We start from the raw sequence: 18,826 nt of genomic DNA on the forward strand, positions 1-18,826 counted from the left end.
ACCCCGCCATGCTCGACCGGCTCACCCACGCCCTGCGCACCGACCACCCCGACCGGCCCGCCGTCCTGCGCCACACCCGCCTGGGCACCGTCCGCCCGGTGATCCGCCGCGGCGAACTCGCCGACCTGGCCGACGGCTACGCCGCCGCGCTGCACGCCCACGGCCTCGGCCCCGGCGACACCGTCGGCGTCGCCGTCCGGCCCGGGCCGCGCGCACTGGCCGTCATGCTCGCCGCGCACCGGCTGGGCCTGCGCATCGCCGTCCTCGACCCGACCGCCGGGCCCGACGTGCTCGCCGCCCGGCTCACCCTGGCCAGCCCCGATCTCGTCCTCGCCGACGCCGCCGCCCAGGCCGTGGCCGGCTGGGCCGGGCCGCTCGCCCGCCGCGCCGACCTCGCCCTGCCCCGTCTCACCGCACTCGGGCCGGTCGCCACCCTGGGCCGCCGCCTGCCCGGCTGCGCGCCGCACCTGCGCCCTGCCGGCGCGACCCCGCCCGCCCGACCTGACGGCGGCCCGGAAACGGACGCGGTGATCGTCTTCACCTCCGGCACCACCGCGCGCCCGCGCGCCGTCGTCCACACCCGGGACGGGCTGGCCGCCGGGCTGCGCACCGTCGCCGACCTGGTCGACCCGCGCCCCGGGACGGTCGTCCTCGGCGGGACGTTCTTCGTCCTCGTCCCGGCCCTCGCCGCGGGCGCCGCCGTGGTGCTGCCCGCCCGCCGCCCCGCCGCGCTCGGCCGTCAACTCGCCCGCCTCGACCCCGCCCACACCTACCTCACCCCACCCCAACTGCGCGCCGCCCTCGCCGCCGGGGCCCGCTTCACCGGCCGGGTCTGGACGGGCTCGGCCCCGGCCGACGCCGCCCTGTTGCGCCGGGTCAAGCAGTCCGGCGCCCACCAGGCCTGGAGCGTCTACGCGCTCACCGAACTGTTCCCGGCCGCCGCCGTCGAGGAGGCGGACAAGAGCGCCCACGACGGGGACGGCGACCTGGTCGGAGCCCCCCTGCCCGGCGTCCGCGCCCGGATCGCCACCGGCGGTGAACTGCTGCTCACCGGCCCGGGCGCCCGCCACCGCTACCTCGGCGAGGACCCCGACCCCTGGGTGCGCACCGGCGACCGCGCCGCGCTCACCCCCGACGGACGGATCGTCCTCGCCGGCCGCCTCAAGGACATGGTGCTGCGCCGCGCCGAGAACATCTACCCCGGCCTGTACGAACCGGCGCTGCACCTGCCGGGCGTCGAACTCGCCGTCCTAGTCGGCGTTCCGGCCGGGGACGGCGACGAGCGGCTGGTCGCCCTCGTCCAGCCGGCGCCGGGCACCGACCCGCGGCGCCTGCGCGAGGCCCTGCGCCGACCGCTCGACCGGATGGCAGCGGCCCGGCCGGACGCCGTCCTGTTCGGCGAGGTCCCGCTCGCGGGCCGCTCCCGCAAGCCCGACCGGGCGGCGGCCGCCGCGCACTGCGCACGGGAGCTGGACCGGTGACCGACCCCGTGCCCGCACCGACGCCCGCATCGGTGCCCCCGCCGCCGCCCCCACCCGCCGCCGCCCGCCGGGCCCGCCGCCGGGACCGCCGCGTCTACCTGCGCAGCCACCCCCTGCTCTTCGCCCTGCTCGCCGCCACCCGCCGCCGCCCGGTGGTCCGGCTCGGCCGCACCGTGCTGGTGCACGGCACCGAGGCCTACCGCGAAGCGCTCACCCGGGTCCCGCTGGACCGCACCGCACCCGGCACCACCGGCGGCGCAGCGGCCGAACTCACCGTCGGCGGACTGCTGTTCGACCAGGACGGCGCCGAACACCGAAGCGCCCGCCGCGCCCTGGCCGGCGGCCTCGACACCGCCGCACAGCAACGGATCCGCCCGCACTGGCAGGCCGTGCTCGCGACGCGGATCCCGGACCTTGCCGCCGGCGAGCTCGAACTCGTCTCACTGGCGCGCGAGTTGGCCGGTGTCACGGCCGCCGCCCTGACCGGCGCGCAGTCCTGCCCGCACCGCCTCGCCCACGCCGCGGCCGAAGCCGCCGCCCACGCGGCCCGCGACCACCTCCCCGGCCCCCGCCGCCGCGGCCCGGACGCGGTCGCCGCCACGGTCGCCGCCGCGGCCCGGCTCGCCGCCCTGCTGCCCGATGCGCCCGACGCGCGTGACGCGCGTGACGCCATGGTGGCCGTCGCCGCCGTGAACACCACCGTCGCCGCACTGCCCCGGGCCGTCGCCTGGTGCGCCGACGCCGGGCTCTGGCCGACCGTGAGCGAGACGACCGCACCCCGCCTCGCCGCCGAACTCCTGCGCCTGACCGCTCCGTCCCCGCTGCTGCCCCGGGTCGCCGCCGCCGACACCACCCTCGCCGGGCACCCCGTACGGGCCGGCGACCGGCTGGTCCTGGTCGCCCGGCACGCCGCCCGGGCCCACCGCCGCGGGCCGGCCGACGATCCCGCCGCCACCCAGGCGGTCTTCGGCGCCGGCCCGCACGCCTGCCCCGGAGCCGGACTGGCCCGCACCCTGCTCGCCGACCTCCTCCTGGCGCTCGCCCCCCACCACCCGGTCGTCACCCGCGCCCGGGTCGACCGCCGCAGCGCCCTGCCCGGCTACGCCGAACTCACCGTCCGACGGGGAAGATCCTGATGCACCTCGCCATCACCGGCGCCACCGGCTTCTGCGGCGCCCACCTCGCCCGCACCGCCGCCGCCCTGGGCCTCGAAGTCTCCTGCCACGGCCGCCGCCCCGGCCCGGTCGGCCGCCACCGCCCCTGGGACGCAGACGAGGGCGAGCCCGACTTCACCGGCGCCGACCTCGTCGTCCACTGCGCCGCCGCCGTCGCCGACCTGCCCCCGGGCGATCCCGCCGAAGCCCACCAGCACGCCGTCAACGTCACCGGCACCGAACGCGTCCTGCGCGCGGCCGGCGACCGCACCCTCGTCCACGTGAGCAGCGCCAGCGTCTACGACCCGCGCACCACCGCCCGCACCGCCCCCGCCGCCGCCCCTGCTGCCACCGCCGTCACCGAGGACCACCCCACCGCCGCCGGCCACCTCAACGCCTACGGCCGCACCAAGGCCGCCGCCGAACGCCTCGCCCTCGCGGCCGGCGCCGTCGTCCTGCGCCCCCGCGCCGTCTACGGCCCCGGCGACCCCCACCTCGTCCCCCAACTGCTCGCCCGCGCCCGGCACGGCCTGCTCCCGCTGCCCGGCCGCGACATCCCGCTCAGCCTCACCGCCGTCGCCAACCTCACCGACGCCTGCCTGTCCGCCCTCGGCCTCACCGGCACCCCGCCCTGGCCGCCCGGCGCCTACAACATCGCCGACGCCACCCCCTACCGCCGCGACGACGCCCTGCGCCACGTCCTCACCGCCCACCGGGTCCCCGCCCGCATCGCCCACCTCCCCGCACCCCTCGCTCGCCTCGCCGCCCGCACCACCCGCATCCCCGGACTCACCCCCTACACCGTCGACCTCCTCACCCGCAGCGTCGTCCTCGACCTCACCCGCGCCCGCGCCCAGGGCTGGACCCCCACCCACACCCTCACCGACTACCACCCCTGACACCCGGCCGGGCCCGGTTGCCGCGACCGTGTCCATCCGACCCGCCGAGCCGTACCTCGCAGACCCTCTCCGCGCCAACGACTGGTCAGGTCAGCTCGACGAATCGGTGGACGCGGAAGCACGTGAGGTGGTCGGGCTCGATGCTCGCCGAGTCCACCCGGTGGCGGCCGGTGCCGAGATCGAGAACGGTGCTGTCCGCGAGCGTCCCGACCTCGGTGCCGAAGTAGGCGGCGTCGAACATGACGAGCTCGCTCGTGGTTCTCAGCACGGGTCCCTTCTCCCGCGACGGCCACAGCAGCGGACCGCCCACGGAACTCGCCGCCACGTCCGGTCGCCCCGGTCGCGGATGGAGTCGGGTGGTGGTTTCTCGGTAGGCCGTCAGTTCCAGCAAGGGCGCCTCGACATCGGTGCTGTCGGAGCCGTGAGCACGACGGCTGTTCCGACAGACCGATGTCCGGACCTACCGACCTTGTTGCGGCACCTCGGCGCGTCGGCCTTCGCCGAGCTCCGGCCGGCCGGACTCACCGGGGGAGAGGGCCAGGGCGTCCTGGCGCGGAGCCGGTCAGGGGCGGGAGACACGGCCCCGTCGGGGGAGACGGTCGATGAGGAGGATCGCGCTTCGGGCCGTCAGGTAGCCGAAGGCGGACGGGATGAGGAGCTGAGGCAGCATCGCCGCGACCGACGCGTGGCCGCCGAGGAGTACGGGGGTGAGTACGGGCGGCGCCGCCAGGACGGTCGCGGCCAGGGCCGCGTTCCCGGCCGTCCGGGCGGTGAAGGCCAGGGCGGCACCGGTGGCGAGCGGGGCCCAGGTGCCGAAGCCGGAGGTGAGGATCCGCTCGGCGGACTCGCCGGTGATCGTGGCGCCGATGCCCAGGGCCGTGACCGTGGCGGCGACCAGCCAGAGCCCGGCACCGGTCCTGCGGGTCCGGTCCGGCGGGGCGACCAGCAGGACGAGGGTGTTGAGCACGATCAGCCCGAACCCCCGGGGGCCGAGGCCGAGTTCGGCCGCGGTGCGGAAGTCGAGGTCGAGCAGCCCGAAGCGGCACATGGCGTAGAACAGCGGCGCCAGTACCAGCGACACCAGGGCCAGGGCCCGTGCGGCCGACCAGCGGCCGGCCACGACCGCGCAGGCCGTCAGCACAGCGGGGACGAGCAGCGACGTCGCCGCCAGGAGCGCGCCTCCCACCGGGACTCCGGCGGGGAAGCCGGGGGACTCGGGGCTGATGGCGAGCCGCAGGTTCCGCCACAGGTAGGTCGCCGCGTACGTTCCGGCCAGCATCGCGGCGAGCGGCGCCGCGGTGGCGAACGCCCGGCCCGGCGGCCGGTGGGAGACCATCCCCAGCCGGAGCCGGGCCCCGTGCCCGGCGACGTCGGCCACCTCGCGCAGCCCCGCCGCGGAGCCGGAGCGGGCGATCCGGTGCTGGGCGAGGTCGGCGACCTCCGCGAGTGCACCGGCGCCGTAGGAAGCCGGGTACAGCCGGAGGGCCCGTTGCAGCAGGCGCGTGTTCAAGGGGTGCTCCGAGGTCATGCCGTGCCTCCTGCGGGACGGGTCCAGGTCTGCGTCAGGCGCCGGTCGGCCTCGCGCAGTGCGGAGCGGAGGCGTTCGGCCTCGTTCCTGAGCGACTGTTCACCGTCCGGGGTGAGGGCGAACACGCGCCGGGGGCGCCCGTCCACCGTCTCCTCGCGCTCGACGCGGATCAGCCCCTCGGCCAGGAGCCGGTCGAGGGTGCCGTACAGGCTGCCGGCGCCGAGCCGTACCCGGCCTTCGGAGATCGCGGCGACCTCGTCGCCGAGCGCGTAGCCGTGCCGGGGCCGGTCGGCCAGCGCGGTGAGGAGCAGGAAGGTCGGCTCCTGCATGGAGCGTTTGTTCTTCACGTTCCCCACCATAGTACGGTGACCGTAGTGTCTGGCAAGGCCCCTGTGAAACGGATCCGGGCTCACCAGGAGCTGCTGGAGCCGGTGGTGACGGCGTCGTCGACGGCGGGTGGCGGTGACGTTCGCCGAGCAAGGGGGTCGGCACTCCACGCGACGGAAATCCCGTGGCTGCTGTGGTCCACGAGGAGGAGGATCGCCCGCAGGCATGCCCACCCTCACCCCGGAGATCCCGTGTACGAGACCGAACGCCTGACCCTGCGCCAGTGGCGGCCCGCCGACCGCGACCGTGCGCTGGACATCTACTCCCGCTGGGAGGTCGCCCGGTGGCTGGGCGCGGAGCCGAAGGTGCTGGCGGACGAGGGGGCCGCGGAGGCGCTGATCGGGCGCTTCCGGGAACGGTCGGTGAACCCGCCGTTCGGGTGCTGGGCCGTGGAGCGGCGGGACACGGCAGTGCTGGTAGGCACGGTGCTGCTGGCGCCGATTCCGGACGGGGACGGCGCGGTGGAGGTGGGGTGGCACTTCCATCCCGACAGCTGGGGGAGCGGTTTCGCCACTGAGGCGGCCCAGGCTCTGGTGGCGGCCGGGTTCGCGAGCGGGCTGGCGGAGGTCCACGCGGTCGTTCGGCCGGGCAACGATCCTTCGATGGCGGTCTGCCGCCGGTTGGGGATGGCCGGGCGCGGACTGACTGACCGCTACTACGGGACCGAGATGGAGCAGTTCACCCTTTCGCGGCCTTCAGGATGACGAACGTCGGATCCACAAGGACCACCTGATCAGCGACGGCGGCGGTATCCCGTTCCGTGTGATCATCACCGCGGTCGACGTCAACGTCGTCATCCGGAGCCTCGCCCCGGCCGACGGCGCCCCACCCGTCGCCGACCGGATCGGCCACCCCGCAAGCGGCCCCGACGTCCCGGTCCCTGCAAGGCTCCGGGCGTCACCGAAGGCGCTGAGGCGGCTATGCCGCGCGGTGCAGTGCGTCCTTGTGCGCCGCCGCAAGCGCCTGCCCCGAGGTGGTGGCGAGGTCCGGCACGACACCCACGACTCGCTGGGGGAAGACGTACCCGGCCGTGATCCGGTCCAGGGCCAGGCCGATGATCTCCGTGTTGGTAGGTATGGTCACGGCCTCCACTCTTCGGCGAGGAGCCCGAGGACGGCCTCGTCCGCGAACTCGCCGCACACCCAGGCGGAGCGGCGGAGCGTTCCCTCCAGGGTGAAGCCGGCCCTGCGGGCGGCCGCGATCATCGGAGTGTTGTCGGCGAGGGTCTCCAGTTGCAGCCGGTGCAAGCCGCGTACCGCGAAGCCGTACTGGCAGAGCACCCTGACCACATCCGTGCCCAGGCCCCGGCCGCGCAGGCCCGGGCGCAGGGCGATCCCGAGGTGGGCGGTGCGGTTGTGGGTGTCGATGCCCCAGAGCACGGCCTCCCCGGCCAACTCCCCCGAGGCCAGCTCCAGTACGGAGAAGCAGGCCGCTTCCTCCGAGGGCGGGGTCAGCGCGTAGGGGGACTCTGCCGCGCCCGGCGAGATGGGCCGCCAGGGGCGGGAGTCGGCCCGGGATCGGACGGCGACGTCGTCGTACAGTTCGGTCTGCAGAACGGCTACGTCGCTCTCGTGGCGTGCGCGGAGGGCGATCTTGAGTCCTTGTATCATGTCACATTGTTATCAGGGCCGTGTCGGCCGCTCAACCGAATTGGACCCTCTCCGGCGCGTTGCACCGTCGCCGTCATCGGGAGTGCCGGAGAGGGGAGTTCGACCGGAGTCAGAGTGGCGGCAGGCGGCGGGCCAGGAGCTCCGCGCCGGTTCCGTTCAGGGTGCTGAACAGGACCGTCGTGCCGAGGGCGTCCACGCTGGGGGCGGTGGAGGCGCCGGGGCGCTGGCTGCCGTCGGCCGCCGTGCTGACGCGTTCGGTCCGGCCGGTCCACAGGTCGCGGCGGAAGACGTCCGCGACGCCGTTGGTGTCGCCGGGGACGAGGGCGGCGGAGTCGGAGGCGAAGTAGACCCAGCGGTCGTCGGCGGTCATGACGGCGGGCTGGGAGTCGACGGCGGAGACCGTGGTCACCGTGCCCGTGCGCAGGTCGCGGGCGTAGAGGCGGACCTGGACGACGTCCTGCTCGCGCTCGAAGACGCGGAAGAGGGCGTAGCGGCCGTCGGGGCTGAGGCGTCCGGCCTTGGCGGCGTCGCGCAGGGTGCCGGCGGCGTCGATGCTGGCGCCCTGGATCCGGCCGGTGCGCGCGTCGTAGGTGTAGAGCGGGAAGAGCTGCCGTGCGGGCGGGGGCTTGGTGGCGGCCGTGGCCGTTGTGGCCGTCGTGGGCGCGGTCGGCAGCAGGTTGGTCGCCTTGGAGCGGAAGGCGACGGTCTGGCCGTCGGCGCTGAGTGAGGGCTCGACCGAGCCGCCGTCGGCGGGGGCGCCGTCGCGGCCGGTGCTGACCAGACGGGTGGTGCCGGTCCGGCGGTCCGTCAGGTGGATGTTCTGGACGCCGGGCTGGACGCCGGGCTGGGTGCCGGGGGCGAGGTCGGAGCGGTCCGAGGTGTACGCGACGTACCGGCCGTCGGCGCTGATCGCCGGGTCGAGCGAGTTGCCGGCGCCGGTGCCCGCGCTGAGCGGTTCGGTGCGGCCGGTCCAGCGGTCGCGGACGTAGACGTCGAACCGGCCGCCGCCGTGCTGCCCCGGGACGACGTCGGCGGCGTTCGTGCTGAAGGCCACGTACCGGCCGTCGGCGCTGATCGCCGCCTGGTTGGTGGAGCCGTCGAGCTGGCCGCCGTCGTCGGCCACGCTCACCCGCTCGGTGTGCCCGGTCCACAGGTCGCGGACGAACACGTCGTACAGGCGGTTGGTGTCGCCGGGCACCAGGTTGGCGGCCAGCGAGGTGAAGAGGGCGTAGCGGCCGTCGGCGCTCAGGCCGAGCGGCTCCGACCAGTCGTCGGCCGGGGTGCCGTCGGGGGCGACGTTCACCGTGACGGTGCCCTCCGGGAGCGGCGCGGCCTGGGCCTGGGCCTGGACCTGGGCCGTGGTGGCGGCCAGGAGTGCGGCTGCCAGCACGCTGCCGGCCCGTACCGCCCACCGGCCGCGGGTCCTCGCGTTCGTCCGTTCCACCTGAACCGTCCTCCCCTTGCCTCGGGCCGTACCGCCTCCCGCCCCCGCCGGCCGGCTCGGGCCGAGCCAACCGCCCGGCCGTACCGGCGGTCAACGGGGCCGGACCGGTCATGGACACGATTTCGCCAACTCCCCTCCACCTCCCGACCACGGCGAATGCCGGTCCGGCCGGACCCGGTGGGCATGCCACCTGCGGGATCCGGGAGTTCGGGAATGACCGTTGACGAACCCTTTGCCGGAACGCGCTGGACGTGGCGGCCACGGTCCCGCACATCCGCGACCTCCAGCGGGACGTCCCCGCCGGCGGCCTGGATTCGTTCACGTGAAGTGGCAGCGTCCGGGCGGCTGTTGGGCGGATCAGGCTCCCCTGGAACCGATGATCCGGGGAACCGCAGAACCGCAGAACCGGAGAACCGGGGAACCGGGGAACCGGGAGGCGCCCTACCGGCGGACCGCCGAGACCAGTCCGCCGGGCTGCTCCTCGCGCTGCGCCGGGGTGCTGACCGGGCGGCCGTAGGCGGCGGCGCGCTCGCGCAGGGTGTGGCTGTCGGCCTCCCAGCCGTGCCCGGCCAGCCAGCGCACCGGGTCGTCGGGCATCTCCGAGACCCACATGGACGCCGCCGAGCCCGGCACGGCGTCCGCGCCGAAGCGCTCGATCACGCCGCGCGAGCCCAACGTCAGCCCCATCCGACTGCCTGCCGCCGACTGCGCGCTGATCCGGGCCAGCAGCAGCTCCACCGCGTCCTCGGGCAGATAGATCAGCAGTCCTTCGGCGATCCACACGGTCGGCGCGGCCGGGTCGTGCCCTGCGGCGGCCAGCGCGGCCGGCCAGTCCTCCCGCAGATCCGCCGCGACGGTGATCCGCTCGCAGCGTGCGACGGCCCGCTCCTGGCGCAGCACCGAGGCCTTGAAGTCCAGTGGCGCGGAGGTGTCGACCTCGAACAGCCGGGTGCCCTCGGGCCAGTCCATCCGGAAGGCGCGGCTGTCCATGCCGGCGCCGAGCAGTACGACCTGCCGGACCCCGGACGCGGAGGCCTGCCGCAACAGGTCGTCGAGGAACTTCGTCCTGATGACGATGGAGAACGACACGGTCAGTCGGCGGCGGCGCGCGGACTCGTCAGCGGGTGGCGGCGAGGAGGGCCACAGGCCGCCGGCGGTGGCGAAGGCCTGTGCCAGCGGGTCGCGGAACAACGCGTCCACCCGCTCGGTCTCCAGCGCCCGCACCCTGGCCACCCCCACCGCCGTGGCCCACACTCCCGACGGCTGCACCCGCTCCTGCTCATCAGTCACCGCGCCAGCCTAGATGATCGATCCCGAGGGGCCTGATGAGGGGAGCCGGGTTCACGCGCGGCCGGTCGCGCATGCGCGCACTGACCGCCGACCTTGAGTCGCTTCGGTCGCTTCGGTCGCTGACGAGTCGCTGCACTGGCCTCCGCACCGGCCTCCGGAACGGCGACCCGTCGCCGGGTCTCGATGACGACGCCCGGCAGGAGCACTACTCAGGGGCAGGGACGGGCCCGCCGGGACGGAAGCGCTCCACCCCGACGATGTGCCGCACCTTGAGCGGGCGCACGATCACCGCGACCCGCTGCTCACCGGGCATGGTCCACTCGAAGCGTTCGACGCCCAGGTACTTGCGGGCCAGCCGGTCCATCCGGTCACGCGCCTCCTCGCCCTCGACGAAGCGGGCCACCACGCCACTGATCTGCACGCGGTCGAAGGGGTCGGTGGCGTCCGCGTGCGAGAGGTAGACGCGCGGGTCGCGACGGAGGTTCTCCTCCTTCACCCGCCCCACCGAGGTGTTGAACGTCAGCTCCCCCTCGCCCTCCAGATCCACCCACATCGGGCTGACCTGCGGTGCTCCGTCGGCGAACACGGTGCCGACGTACCAGATGTTGGGTGCCCGCAGCCGGGCGCGGACGGCTTCGTCGAATGTCGCGGTCATCCGGGGAGGCTAGCAACCACGAAGGGGGCGGTTCGCTTCGAGTGAAGCCACGTTCGAGTGAGGCCGCGAGGGCGCGTCCTCCCGCCGGTCACCGTTCGGCCGACACCTCCCGCCGGGTCACCGCTCGGCCGGCACCTCCGGTTCGGAGGCGCCCGCCGGGGCTCCGCGCGAACCGAGGAGCTGCGCGACCGGATCGGCGCTGCCCGAGGCGCTCAGCTCCTGCACCAGCTCGCAGTTCCTGGCGATCCTGCTGGAGACCCATTCGCGCAGCCACTCGGACAGCTGCGGGAGCGGCAGGTCGGACGGGGCCAGCCCGGCGAGCACGCACCCGGTTGCCGCCGCTCCGCCGACGTTGACGACCACGTCCGGCAGGACGGTGTGGCCGGCCTCGCGCAGCAACCGGCGGGCGGGCGGGGTGCAGCTCAGGTTTCCGCCCTCGACCACCAGGCCGGCCCGGACCGCCGGCACCGCCTCCTCGTCGACCGCGGAGGCGGATGCCGCCAGCACCAGCACGTCGGCGTCGACGTGCAGCCACGTCTGGCCGGGCCCGTGGACGGTGACCCGGGTGGGCAGGCGGCTCCGGTCGATCGTGCCGTCGCTGCTGGTGAGCGCGGCGAGTTCGGCGACGGGCAGTCCGCGCTGGTCCTCGATGGTGCCCCGGACGTCGGCCACGGCCACCACCGAGTGGCCGTGGGCGGCCAGGTGGCCGGCCACCGCGCGCCCGACGGTGCCGAAGCCCTGGATCGCGATGCGCTGCGGGGTCCGCGCACCGGAGGCCCGTAGGGCCCCGAGCACCGCGACGGCCACGCCGAACCCGGTGATGTCGGCCATGTGGTCCCACAGTTCGGCCCAGTCGACGGTGAGACGGGTGGTGCCGGGGCGGCGGGTGACGTCGTACCCGGCGGCCTCGAAGGCGACCTGCCGGTCGGCGTAGGTGGTGCCCTGGTCGCACCCCAGGTACACCCCGCCGTGCAGCAGCGGGGCCGCGGCGCGGCCGAACCCCCGCATCACCGCCCGCCGTTCGACGGTGGCGCCCGGATCGGGTGCGATGCCGGCCTTGGCGCCACCGATGGGCAGGCCGACCAGTGCCAGCTTGTGGGTCATCGCCCTGGCGAGCCCGGTCAGCTCCTGTTCGGTCACCGTCCGGGTCATCCTGGTGCCGCCCAGGGCCAGGCCGTCGACCATGGAGTCGACGACGACCCAGCCCCGGGCCTGGCACCCCGGGAGGTTCAGGGTGGTGGAGAGCAGGGGCTCGGCCACCGGGCGTGCGCCGTGCGGTGCGAGCGTCCGGTTCACTGCGCACCGCCCTCCGGGACGGACCGCAGGCGCAGGCTGCGGGGGCGCATGTCGGTCCACACGTGTTCGATGTGCGCGAGGCATTCGTCCTTCGCGCCCCGGACGCCGACCTCGCGCCAGCCCGCCGGCGACTCGCGGTCGGCGGACCAGATCGAGTACTGCTCCTCGTCGTTGACGACGACCTTCCACTGCTCGGATGCTTCGCTGGTCATGCCGTTACCTCCAGATGTCGGTGGTCGGGGGGTCCGCCGGGCGGCGGACGGGTGGAGCCGGTTCGCGGCCGGCGTCGAGACGGGTGCCAAGACGGGAGTCGAGGTGGGTGCCAAGACGGGAGTCGAGGTGGGTGCCAAGACGGGAGTCGAGGTGGGTGCCAAGACGGGAGTCGAGGTGGGTGTCGAGGCCGTCCAGCCATTGCGGAAGGCTGGCGGCGCGCAGGAGGCCCGTTCCGATGAGTACACCTGCGAAGCCCTCACCGAGCAGGCGGGCGGCGTCATCGGGGCAGCGGATGGCCCCGGCACTCACCGGGCACCGGGTGCCGCTGCCCAGCACCGCGGGCAGGAGCGACGAGCTTCGCCCGAGGTCGCCCGCGCCGCGTTCGCGGGTGGCGATGTCCTTGTTGTTCACCGCGACCACGCACTCCTCGGCGCGCGGCACGCGGCTGATCTCCTCCTCGGTGGTGACCTCGACGAACGGCGTCAGGCCCAGGCTCAGGCCGAGCTCGACCAGATGGCCCAGGGTGGCGCGCGGCAGCAGCGCGGCGGTGAGCAGGACCGCGGACGCGCCGCTCTCGCGGGCCTGGTGCAGTTGGCTCCGGCGGGTGATGAAGTCCTTCTGCAGCACGGGCAGGTCCGTTGCCGCCACGACCTCGTGCAGCAGGTCCGGGGTGCCGCCGAACCACCGGCCGGTCACCACGGACAGGCACGGTGCGCCGACGTCCTGGTAGTCGGCGACCAGCCGGGCGGCCGACCTGTCACCGAACAGGTCGTGCCCGGCGGCGTCCTGCCGTTTGAGCTCCATGATCACCGGTCGGCGGGCGTCCAGCAGCGCCTCGATGAACGCGGCCGTCATCTAGGCCCTCGCTTTCGGATCACGCCAGCCGCGCCGTACGGCCGTGACCCGGTCGGCGCTCAGTCGTCCGTCGCCGTCCCTGGCCGCCGTGTCCACGTCGATGCCCAGGAACAGGGGGTGGTCCAGCACCGCCCGGTAGTCCTCCCGGTTGTCGGCCGAGATGCCGCCGGCCAGCAGGAAGGGCCGCGAGAGGCGGTCCGCGATCTCGATGACGGCCCCGCAGTCCGCCGGTTGCCCGGTGCTGCCGATCCGGCCGTCTCCGGCGACCGCGTCCAGCAGGAAGAGGTCCGTTCCGGCCCGCTCGTACGCCGCGATCAGGGACCGCTCCGCGCGGGTGTCCGTGCCGAGGTGCAGCACCTTGACCACGGTGAGGTCCGTGGTGCCCTTCAGGGCGCGGACCAGGCCCGGCGGCTGGTAGCCGTGCAGTTGGACCCACCGGACCCGGGCCGCGGCCGTCGCCGCGCGCAGCGTCTCGGCGTCGTTGAGGAAGGTCACGAGGACCGGATGCATGCGCGCCGTTCGGTGTACGGCGTCGGCGAGGGAGGCGAGTTGACTGAGCGTCAGGTCGGCACGGCCGCCTGGGACGCCGTGCCACAGGCCGACGAAGTCGGCTCCGGCGCTGTCGAGCGATGCCACGTCCTCGGCCGAGGCGGCTCCGCAGATCTTGACCAGCATCAGGTGTCACAACCCCAACATGGCGGCGATGCGGTTGCGTTGGATCTCCGACGTGCCCGAGTAGATCGGGCCGGCGACCGCGTCGCGCACGTCCTTCTCCAGTCCGTACTCGGCCAGGTACCCGCTGCCACCGAAGATCTGCACGGCGGCCAGTGCGGAGGAGAGGTTGCTCTCGCTGGCGAGGACCTTGCTGACGGCGATGTCCCTCGTGACGTTCTCGCCCTCCGTCAGCCGGACGGCCGTGTCGTAGAGCCACTTCCGCGCGGTGTCCAAGCCGATGCTCATGTCCACGAGCTTGTGGGAGATCGACTGGTACGAGCCGATCGGACTGCCGAACTGGACGCGCTCCTTGGCGTACTCGACGCAGCGGTCGAGCCGGTAGCGCATCTGCCCGGTGTTGATGACGAAGGAGCAGAGGATCTCCCACTTCATCACGTGGTCCAGGACCAGGAACCCTGATCCGACCCGGCCGATCACGGCGGATGCGGGGATCCGGCAGTCGTCGAAGTGCAGTTCGCCCAGCGGCGCCGTCCGCAGCCCCATGGTGGCGACGGGCGGCCCGACGACGAGCCCCGGGGTGTCCCGCTCCACGACGAAGGCGGTGATGCTGAGCGGGCCGGCCTTCGGGTGGGTGCGCGCGTAGACCACGAACACGTCGGCCACCGGGCCGTTGGTGATGAAGGCCTTGCCGCCCCGCAGCACGAAGCCGTCGCCCTCGCGGGTGGCCGTGGTCCTCATCGCCAGCGCGTCGGAGCCGCTCTCGGTCTCGCTGATCGCGTGCGCCCCGATCGTCTCTCCCGAGCAGATCCCCGGCAGGTGGCGCGCCTTGAGCTCCGGCGAGCCGAACCGTTGCAGCGGGACTCCGACGCTGACCAGGTGGGTGGCGACCGAGAAGTTCAGTCCGCCGTCACGGCACCCGGTGCCGAGTTGTTCGAGCACGTGCATGGTGGTGAGTAGGTCCTGGCCCAGCCCGCCCCACTGCTCGTCGAACGGCAGGCCGAGGATTCCGGACCGCTGGATCAGCTTCCACTTGTCCCACGGGAAGGCGCCTTCCGCGTCCCCTTCGAGATGGCCCGAGCTGAGTTCCTCGCACCACTGGGCGATGCCCTCGCCCAGAGCGATCTGGTCGGCGTTCCAGCTGATCATCTGTCAGTCCTGTTAGTACTCGGAGAAATCGGTCGAGTCCAGGTTGTGGCGTTCGTCGCCGCGCAACGCGGGCGAGAACACGCACACCAGGCGGAGGTCCGCGTCCTGGTCCGCGATCAGGAAGTGGGCGTCGTGCAGGTCGAGCGCGTACAGCGTGCCCGGCTCGATCGGGTGGGACGTGCCGTCGGCGTTCACGACCTGCCCCGTTCCCTCGATGCAGTAGCAGGCCTCCAGATGACGGCGGTACTCCAGCCTCGACTTGGTGCCGGCGCGGACGGTGGTGTCCGTCATCGTGTAGCCCAGGCCGTCGGATTCGAGAAGGAACCTGCGGCTGAGCCCGTTGCCCCAGTCCACGGTGGTCACCTCGTCAAGGCGTCGGACGATCATCGGGTGTGCCTCCTAGCGGTTTGCCGAATCAGCGGTTTGCCGAATGAGCGGCTTGTTGAGTGAGCGGTTTGCTGAATGAGCAGTTTGTTGAGTGAGCGGCTTGCCGAATCAGCGGTTTGCTGAGTACGGCGAAACGGTCTGTACGAAGGTGTGGAACTCCTCGACCACGTCGGCCCCTGCGGCGAGGGCGTGCTCGATCCGGGCGACCCCGGCGCTGCCCACGACCGCGGCGTCGGCGCCGAGGCCGTGCAGCAGGTCGATGTCCGCCCGGGAGCGGACGCCGAATCCGACGGCGATCGGTACGGCGGTCGTCCTGCGCAGTGCGGCCAGCGCGTCGGCCAGCTCCTGGCGGTCGGCCGTGAGCTCGCCGCCGCTGCGGCCGTAGTGGGCCACCAGGTACAGGTACGCGGTGGCGGACTCGGCGGCTGCGGCCTTCACCTCGGCCGTCGACGCGGCGTAGCAGGTGGCGACCACGGGCAGCCCCGCCTCCTGCACCGCTTCGAGGTAGCCGGCCCGTAGCCGCGGCGGCAGGCCGTGGACCAGCAGGCCGTCGACGCCCGAGTCGGCGACCCGCCGGACGAAGCCGGGCACGGTCAGGCCTCTGACCGTGTGGCTCCAGTCGGCCAGCAGCGCCACCCGCAGGTGGCGCAGCCGGGGCAGGATCCCGCTGAGGAGTCCGAGCACCTCGTCGAGTCCGACGCCGTCGGCCAGGGCCCGCTGCGCCGATCGGCGGATGACCGGCCCGTCGGTGACCGAGTGGGGGAAGGGCACCGCCAGCTCCAGGCAGTCCACGCGGCAGTCGTCGAGCATCCGCATGACGTCGGCCAGGACGGGCAGCGGGGGATCTCCGGCGTTGAGGAACATCGCCAGGCCGGGCTGGTCCGGTGGCCGGCGTGCGAAGAACCCGCTCACCGCGCACGCGGCGTGGTGATCACGCGGCGCGCCGGGTGCGCGCGCAAGCGGTCGACGAGGTCGCGGGCGGCGTCGCTGCGGAGGGCGTCGTCGGCCGCCCTGATCGCCTCCGGCCAGCCGTCGATCAGCCCGCTCGCGACGGCCAGGGCGGCGGCGTTCAGGCAGACGGTCCGCGTTGCGAGAGCCGTCCCGGCTCCGGAGAGCACGCCGAGGAAGTGGTCGACCACGTCCTCGCCCTCGCTGGTCGGCCGTAGTCCGGCGATCGGGTCGGTGCCGCTTGCGGGAGTCCCGGGAGCCTCGGCCCGCAGTCGGATCGCGTCGGTGCCGTCATTGGTGAGGACGACGTTGTCGACGGAGCTGACGAGCTCGTCGACTCCCAGCTCGTTGGAGCACAGCCAGATCCTCCGGTCGGCAACGGTGACGGCGACCTGGCCCAGAGTCGGCAGCAGCGAATGGTCCGAGACACCGACGAACTGGGCGGAGACCGGCACCGCGGCCAGGAAGGGGCCGACGGAGTTGATGAATCCGCCGATCATCCGCAGGTCCATCGGCACGATGCTCCGGGCCAGCAGTGCCACCTCCCGCGGGTAGACGAAGTTCCCCGGGAAGGCGATGCCGAAGCGTTCCAGCAGGGCGTCGGTCTGCTCGTAGGAGGTGGTCGTTCCGATGCCGAGGCGGTCGAGCAGGTCGTGGGAGCCGCAGGTGCTCGTGTAGGCGCGGGATCCCGTCTTGACGATGCGCACGCCCAGGGCGGCGGCGACGAACGCCGCCGCGGTGGAGATGTTGAACGTGGCCGGCCCGCCTCCGGTGCCGACGATGTTGGCCGTGCGGTCCAGCCGCGCGGTGACGGCCGGCCGGCGCTCGTCCAGCGAGCGGAGCATGGCGACCAGCGTGTCCCGATCGGGCATCCGGGTGGACAGCGAGGACAGCAGCGCCACCGTCTCGCCGGAGCGGAGGGCGCCGTCACGCAGCTGGTCCCAGAAGGACCCCCACATCTCCTGGTCGACGGCGGCGCGGTCCCGGTCGATCAGCGCTCGCAGCACCTCGTGCATGGCTAGTGGGCGTCCGTCCGGTGCTGCTGGGCCTGCTCGATGAACCTGCTGATCGAGCCGACCGAGCGGAAGCTGTCCGGGTCGAGGTCGAGGTCGATCTCCTCGACGCGCAGGTCGAAGCAGTCCTCGAGCCAGGCGATCGTCTTGAGCAGGCCGAGGCTGTCGATGACCCCGCCGTCCACGAGGTCGTAGTCGGAGTCCAGTTCGTTCGCGCCGACGTCCGGCAGGAACTCCTCGATGATGAACTGCGTGACTACCGCGGCGTGTTTCACGTGGCCGTTCCTTCGTTTGGCTGGGACGGGGAGCAGGCGGGCTGGAGGGGCGTGCGGTCGATCTTTCCGGTGGACGTCCTGGGCAGCGGGTCGTCCACGATCAGCAGGGTCGAGGGGACGGCGGTGAGCGGAAGCCGTTGTGCGCAGTGCCGGCGCAGCGCCAGCGAGTTCAGCCGGCTGTCCGGGGCGCGGCGGACCACGCTGCGCAGCAGGCGGCCGGCCACCGGGTCGGGCACGGTCACCACGGCCGCCTCGACGACGTCGGGATGGTCGAGCAGCACCTGCTCGACCTCGTGGGTGTTGACCCGCACGCCGCGGACCTTGACCTGGTGGTCGTTGCGGCCTTCCAGGGTGATGCGGCCGTCCCGGTCACGCCGCACGAGGTCGCCGCTGCGGAAGTAGCGCCGCGCCTCCCCGTCGTGGTGGTGGGTCGCGAACCTGTCCGCGTCCTGCTCCCGGTCCAGGTAGCCGTCGGTCTGGAACGGCGTCGCGACGTGGAGCTCGCCGGTCCCTGGCCCGGTCACGATCCCGCCGTCGGCACCGACGACCACCGCGTGGACTCCGGGCAGCGGGCGTCCGATCGGCACCGGGCCGTCCGCCGGCTCGGTGCCGTCGACCTCGTGCAGGAAGCTGTCGTTGGTCTCGGTACAGCCGTAGATGTTGTAGAACCGCGCGCCGGTGAACAGCTGCGGGAGTTCGGCCAGGCAGCGGGCGGGCATGCTGTCGCCGGTGAAGACGACGTGCTCGACCGTGTCGAGCCGCCGGCCGCTCCCGGCGGCCGCGTCGACCAGCAGCCGGTAGAACATCGGTACCGCCTGGACGAGTTGGACCGCGTGGCGGGACACGAGGTCCAGCAGGTAGCCCGGCTGGGTGGCCCGGGCCGGATCGACCAGGACGACGCGGCCGCCGTACTTGAGCGTGGTCCAGATGTCCAGCAGGCACAGGTCGAAGGTGAGCGGGGCGTAGTTGAGGACCGTCGTTCCCCGGCGGACGCCGAACCGCTCGCCGGCCCAGGTGGTGAAGCGGTCCACCGCCCCCGTGCTCAGTGGCACGATCTTCGGCCGCCCGGTGGAACCGGAGGTGGTGAACATGAAGGAGACGTCGGCGGGCTCCGTACGGCGCGGCGCCTCCGGTTCCGCCGGCCGGTCCGGGGCGCCCGGCCCGGGTCCGGGCGCCCGGGGGCTCTCCGGCGACAGGACGTGCCGGATCCCGGCCTGCTCGACCAACGTGTGGGGCGCCCTCCCCTCCGGCGTGGGCGCCGGCAGCAGCAGGAAGCGCCGCCCTTCCAGCAGGCAGGCGAGCATCAGGGCGATCGTCGAGGGCGACTTGGCGGCCGGGATGCCGACCGGCTCGTCCCCGCCCGGGGCGAGCCGGGCGATCCGGACGCGCTCCCGCTCCGCCAGCTGGTGGAGTTCACGGTAGGTCGTCTCTTCTCCGCGCCATATCAGCGCCGGATCACCGGGGTGGCCGGTGGCGTGCGAGACGAATGAACCCACCAGACTCTGCTGCTGCATCACGACTTCTCCGAGTTCATGCAACGGGGTGGGTTCATATACAACGGATGAGTTCA

The 18,826-nt window shown here is 73.7% G+C and carries 23 protein-coding genes; 4 read left to right on the forward strand and 19 right to left on the reverse strand.

The genetic code is table 11. The features are described 5' to 3' along the window. Nucleotides 1–8: 8 nt before the first annotated feature. The 3 genes from AC07BF_RS02380 to AC07BF_RS02390 are packed head-to-tail and all read left to right on the forward strand — an operon-like array spanning nt 9 to nt 3,534. Nucleotides 9–1,481 carry a class I adenylate-forming enzyme family protein gene (locus AC07BF_RS02380; protein ID WP_363629978.1) on the forward strand — a complete coding sequence of 491 codons (1,473 nt, stop codon included), beginning with the start codon at nt 9–11 and terminating at the stop codon, nt 1,479–1,481. Then, nucleotides 1,478–2,617 carry a cytochrome P450 family protein gene (locus AC07BF_RS02385; protein ID WP_478332804.1) on the forward strand — a complete coding sequence of 380 codons (1,140 nt, stop codon included), beginning with the start codon at nt 1,478–1,480 and terminating at the stop codon, nt 2,615–2,617. Before AC07BF_RS02380 ends, AC07BF_RS02385 begins: the two co-directional genes overlap by 4 nt. Then, on the forward strand, nt 2,617–3,534 hold the full coding sequence (locus AC07BF_RS02390; RefSeq protein ID WP_478332805.1) for an NAD-dependent epimerase/dehydratase family protein: 918 nt from the start codon (nt 2,617–2,619) through the stop codon (nt 3,532–3,534). Before AC07BF_RS02385 ends, AC07BF_RS02390 begins: the two co-directional genes overlap by 1 nt. An 85-nt stretch (nt 3,535–3,619) precedes the next feature. On the opposite strand, the gene AC07BF_RS02395 is transcribed toward AC07BF_RS02390, so the two are convergent. From AC07BF_RS02395 to AC07BF_RS02405, 3 genes are all read right to left on the reverse strand, one after another. Next, on the reverse strand, nt 3,620–3,802 hold the full coding sequence (locus tag AC07BF_RS02395) for a hypothetical protein (protein WP_363629982.1): 183 nt from the start codon (nt 3,800–3,802) through the stop codon (nt 3,620–3,622). A 294-nt stretch (nt 3,803–4,096) separates the two neighbouring features. Then, entirely contained in the window at nt 4,097–5,062 is a 966-nt protein-coding gene (locus AC07BF_RS02400) for a hypothetical protein (RefSeq protein WP_478332806.1), read from the reverse strand. Further along, entirely contained in the window at nt 5,059–5,391 is a 333-nt protein-coding gene (locus tag AC07BF_RS02405) for a PadR family transcriptional regulator (RefSeq protein WP_079136622.1), read from the reverse strand. Before AC07BF_RS02405 ends, AC07BF_RS02400 begins: the two co-directional genes overlap by 4 nt. Before the next feature lie 249 nt (nt 5,392–5,640). Here AC07BF_RS02405 and AC07BF_RS02410 point away from each other — a divergent pair, with 249 nt between their 5' ends. Then, nucleotides 5,641–6,153, forward strand: coding sequence for a GNAT family N-acetyltransferase (locus AC07BF_RS02410; protein ID WP_363629986.1), 513 nt, complete (start codon nt 5,641–5,643; stop codon nt 6,151–6,153). Here AC07BF_RS02410 and AC07BF_RS02415 read toward each other — a convergent pair. The 16 genes from AC07BF_RS02415 to AC07BF_RS02490 all read right to left on the reverse strand — a co-directional run bounded on the left by AC07BF_RS02415 (nt 6,128) and on the right by AC07BF_RS02490 (nt 18,770). Then, nucleotides 6,128–6,301 carry a hypothetical protein gene (locus AC07BF_RS02415; protein ID WP_400808389.1) on the reverse strand — a complete coding sequence of 58 codons (174 nt, stop codon included), beginning with the start codon at nt 6,299–6,301 and terminating at the stop codon, nt 6,128–6,130. The genes AC07BF_RS02410 and AC07BF_RS02415 overlap by 26 nt on opposite strands. Before the next feature lie 66 nt (nt 6,302–6,367). Then, complete coding sequence (locus AC07BF_RS02420) at nt 6,368–6,532, reverse strand: hypothetical protein (RefSeq protein ID WP_400335213.1); 165 nt, start codon at nt 6,530–6,532, stop codon at nt 6,368–6,370. After that, entirely contained in the window at nt 6,529–7,059 is a 531-nt protein-coding gene (locus AC07BF_RS02425; RefSeq protein WP_400808386.1) for a GNAT family N-acetyltransferase, read from the reverse strand. Before AC07BF_RS02425 ends, AC07BF_RS02420 begins: the two co-directional genes overlap by 4 nt. Nucleotides 7,060–7,168: 109 nt before the next feature. Further along, entirely contained in the window at nt 7,169–8,503 is a 1,335-nt protein-coding gene (locus AC07BF_RS02430; protein WP_400808383.1) for a TolB-like translocation protein, read from the reverse strand. 441 nt (nt 8,504–8,944) lie between these two features. Beyond that, entirely contained in the window at nt 8,945–9,793 is an 849-nt protein-coding gene (locus tag AC07BF_RS02435) for a class I SAM-dependent methyltransferase (RefSeq protein ID WP_400808380.1), read from the reverse strand. A gap of 205 nt (nt 9,794–9,998) precedes the next feature. Next, entirely contained in the window at nt 9,999–10,448 is a 450-nt protein-coding gene (locus AC07BF_RS02440; protein ID WP_363629994.1) for a TIGR03618 family F420-dependent PPOX class oxidoreductase, read from the reverse strand. 117 nt (nt 10,449–10,565) lie between these two features. Next, entirely contained in the window at nt 10,566–11,708 is a 1,143-nt protein-coding gene (locus AC07BF_RS02445; protein ID WP_478332807.1) for a Glu/Leu/Phe/Val dehydrogenase dimerization domain-containing protein, read from the reverse strand. A 32-nt stretch (nt 11,709–11,740) separates the two neighbouring features. Beyond that, the gene (locus AC07BF_RS02450; RefSeq protein ID WP_363629998.1) at nt 11,741–11,956 is read right to left on the reverse strand and encodes an MbtH family protein; all 216 of its coding nucleotides are present in this window, start codon (nt 11,954–11,956) and stop codon (nt 11,741–11,743) included. A gap of 4 nt (nt 11,957–11,960) precedes the next feature. Beyond that, a complete protein-coding gene (locus AC07BF_RS02455; protein WP_478317216.1) occupies nt 11,961–12,812 on the reverse strand; it encodes a beta/alpha barrel domain-containing protein in 852 nt (283 codons plus the stop codon). Continuing rightward, nucleotides 12,813–13,487 (reverse strand): phosphoribosylanthranilate isomerase, encoded by a 675-nt coding sequence (locus tag AC07BF_RS02460; RefSeq protein ID WP_363583401.1) that lies wholly within the window; start codon nt 13,485–13,487, stop codon nt 12,813–12,815. It abuts the gene before it with no gap. 6 nt (nt 13,488–13,493) lie between these two features. Beyond that, nucleotides 13,494–14,633 carry an acyl-CoA dehydrogenase family protein gene (locus AC07BF_RS02465; protein ID WP_363583403.1) on the reverse strand — a complete coding sequence of 380 codons (1,140 nt, stop codon included), beginning with the start codon at nt 14,631–14,633 and terminating at the stop codon, nt 13,494–13,496. A 12-nt stretch (nt 14,634–14,645) separates the two neighbouring features. Then, nucleotides 14,646–15,020 (reverse strand): ectoine synthase, encoded by a 375-nt coding sequence (locus AC07BF_RS02470; RefSeq protein WP_331744348.1) that lies wholly within the window; start codon nt 15,018–15,020, stop codon nt 14,646–14,648. A 108-nt stretch (nt 15,021–15,128) separates the two neighbouring features. Further along, nucleotides 15,129–15,932: a tryptophan synthase subunit alpha gene (gene trpA, locus AC07BF_RS02475; protein WP_363583405.1), complete on the reverse strand. Its 804-nt coding sequence runs from the start codon at nt 15,930–15,932 to the stop codon at nt 15,129–15,131. After that, complete coding sequence (locus AC07BF_RS02480) at nt 15,929–16,984, reverse strand: anthranilate phosphoribosyltransferase (protein ID WP_478332808.1); 1,056 nt, start codon at nt 16,982–16,984, stop codon at nt 15,929–15,931. Before AC07BF_RS02480 ends, trpA begins: the two co-directional genes overlap by 4 nt. Nucleotides 16,985–16,986: 2 nt before the next feature. After that, complete coding sequence (locus tag AC07BF_RS02485; RefSeq protein ID WP_363583409.1) at nt 16,987–17,256, reverse strand: acyl carrier protein; 270 nt, start codon at nt 17,254–17,256, stop codon at nt 16,987–16,989. Then, on the reverse strand, nt 17,253–18,770 hold the full coding sequence (locus AC07BF_RS02490; protein WP_478332809.1) for an AMP-binding protein: 1,518 nt from the start codon (nt 18,768–18,770) through the stop codon (nt 17,253–17,255). Before AC07BF_RS02490 ends, AC07BF_RS02485 begins: the two co-directional genes overlap by 4 nt. Between the last annotated feature and the right edge of the window lie 56 nt (nt 18,771–18,826).

The organism is Kitasatospora sp. NPDC043950 (genome assembly GCF_056435345.1).

Coding starts and splice junctions, on each gene's coding strand:
- AC07BF_RS02380 (WP_363629978.1), top strand. CDS start 9: ATGCTCGACCGGCTCACCCACGCCCTGCGCACCGACCACCCCGACCGG.
- AC07BF_RS02390 (WP_478332805.1), top strand. CDS start 2,617: ATGCACCTCGCCATCACCGGCGCCACCGGCTTCTGCGGCGCCCACCTC.
- AC07BF_RS02400 (WP_478332806.1), bottom strand. CDS start 5,062: ATGACCTCGGAGCACCCCTTGAACACGCGCCTGCTGCAACGGGCCCTC.
- AC07BF_RS02405 (WP_079136622.1), bottom strand. CDS start 5,391: ATGCAGGAGCCGACCTTCCTGCTCCTCACCGCGCTGGCCGACCGGCCC.
- AC07BF_RS02425 (WP_400808386.1), bottom strand. CDS start 7,059: ATGATACAAGGACTCAAGATCGCCCTCCGCGCACGCCACGAGAGCGAC.
- AC07BF_RS02440 (WP_363629994.1), bottom strand. CDS start 10,448: ATGACCGCGACATTCGACGAAGCCGTCCGCGCCCGGCTGCGGGCACCC.
- AC07BF_RS02450 (WP_363629998.1), bottom strand. CDS start 11,956: ATGACCAGCGAAGCATCCGAGCAGTGGAAGGTCGTCGTCAACGACGAG.
- AC07BF_RS02455 (WP_478317216.1), bottom strand. CDS start 12,812: ATGACGGCCGCGTTCATCGAGGCGCTGCTGGACGCCCGCCGACCGGTG.
- AC07BF_RS02460 (WP_363583401.1), bottom strand. CDS start 13,487: ATGCTGGTCAAGATCTGCGGAGCCGCCTCGGCCGAGGACGTGGCATCG.
- AC07BF_RS02465 (WP_363583403.1), bottom strand. CDS start 14,633: ATGATCAGCTGGAACGCCGACCAGATCGCTCTGGGCGAGGGCATCGCC.
- AC07BF_RS02470 (WP_331744348.1), bottom strand. CDS start 15,020: ATGATCGTCCGACGCCTTGACGAGGTGACCACCGTGGACTGGGGCAAC.
- AC07BF_RS02480 (WP_478332808.1), bottom strand. CDS start 16,984: ATGCACGAGGTGCTGCGAGCGCTGATCGACCGGGACCGCGCCGCCGTC.
- AC07BF_RS02490 (WP_478332809.1), bottom strand. CDS start 18,770: ATGCAGCAGCAGAGTCTGGTGGGTTCATTCGTCTCGCACGCCACCGGC.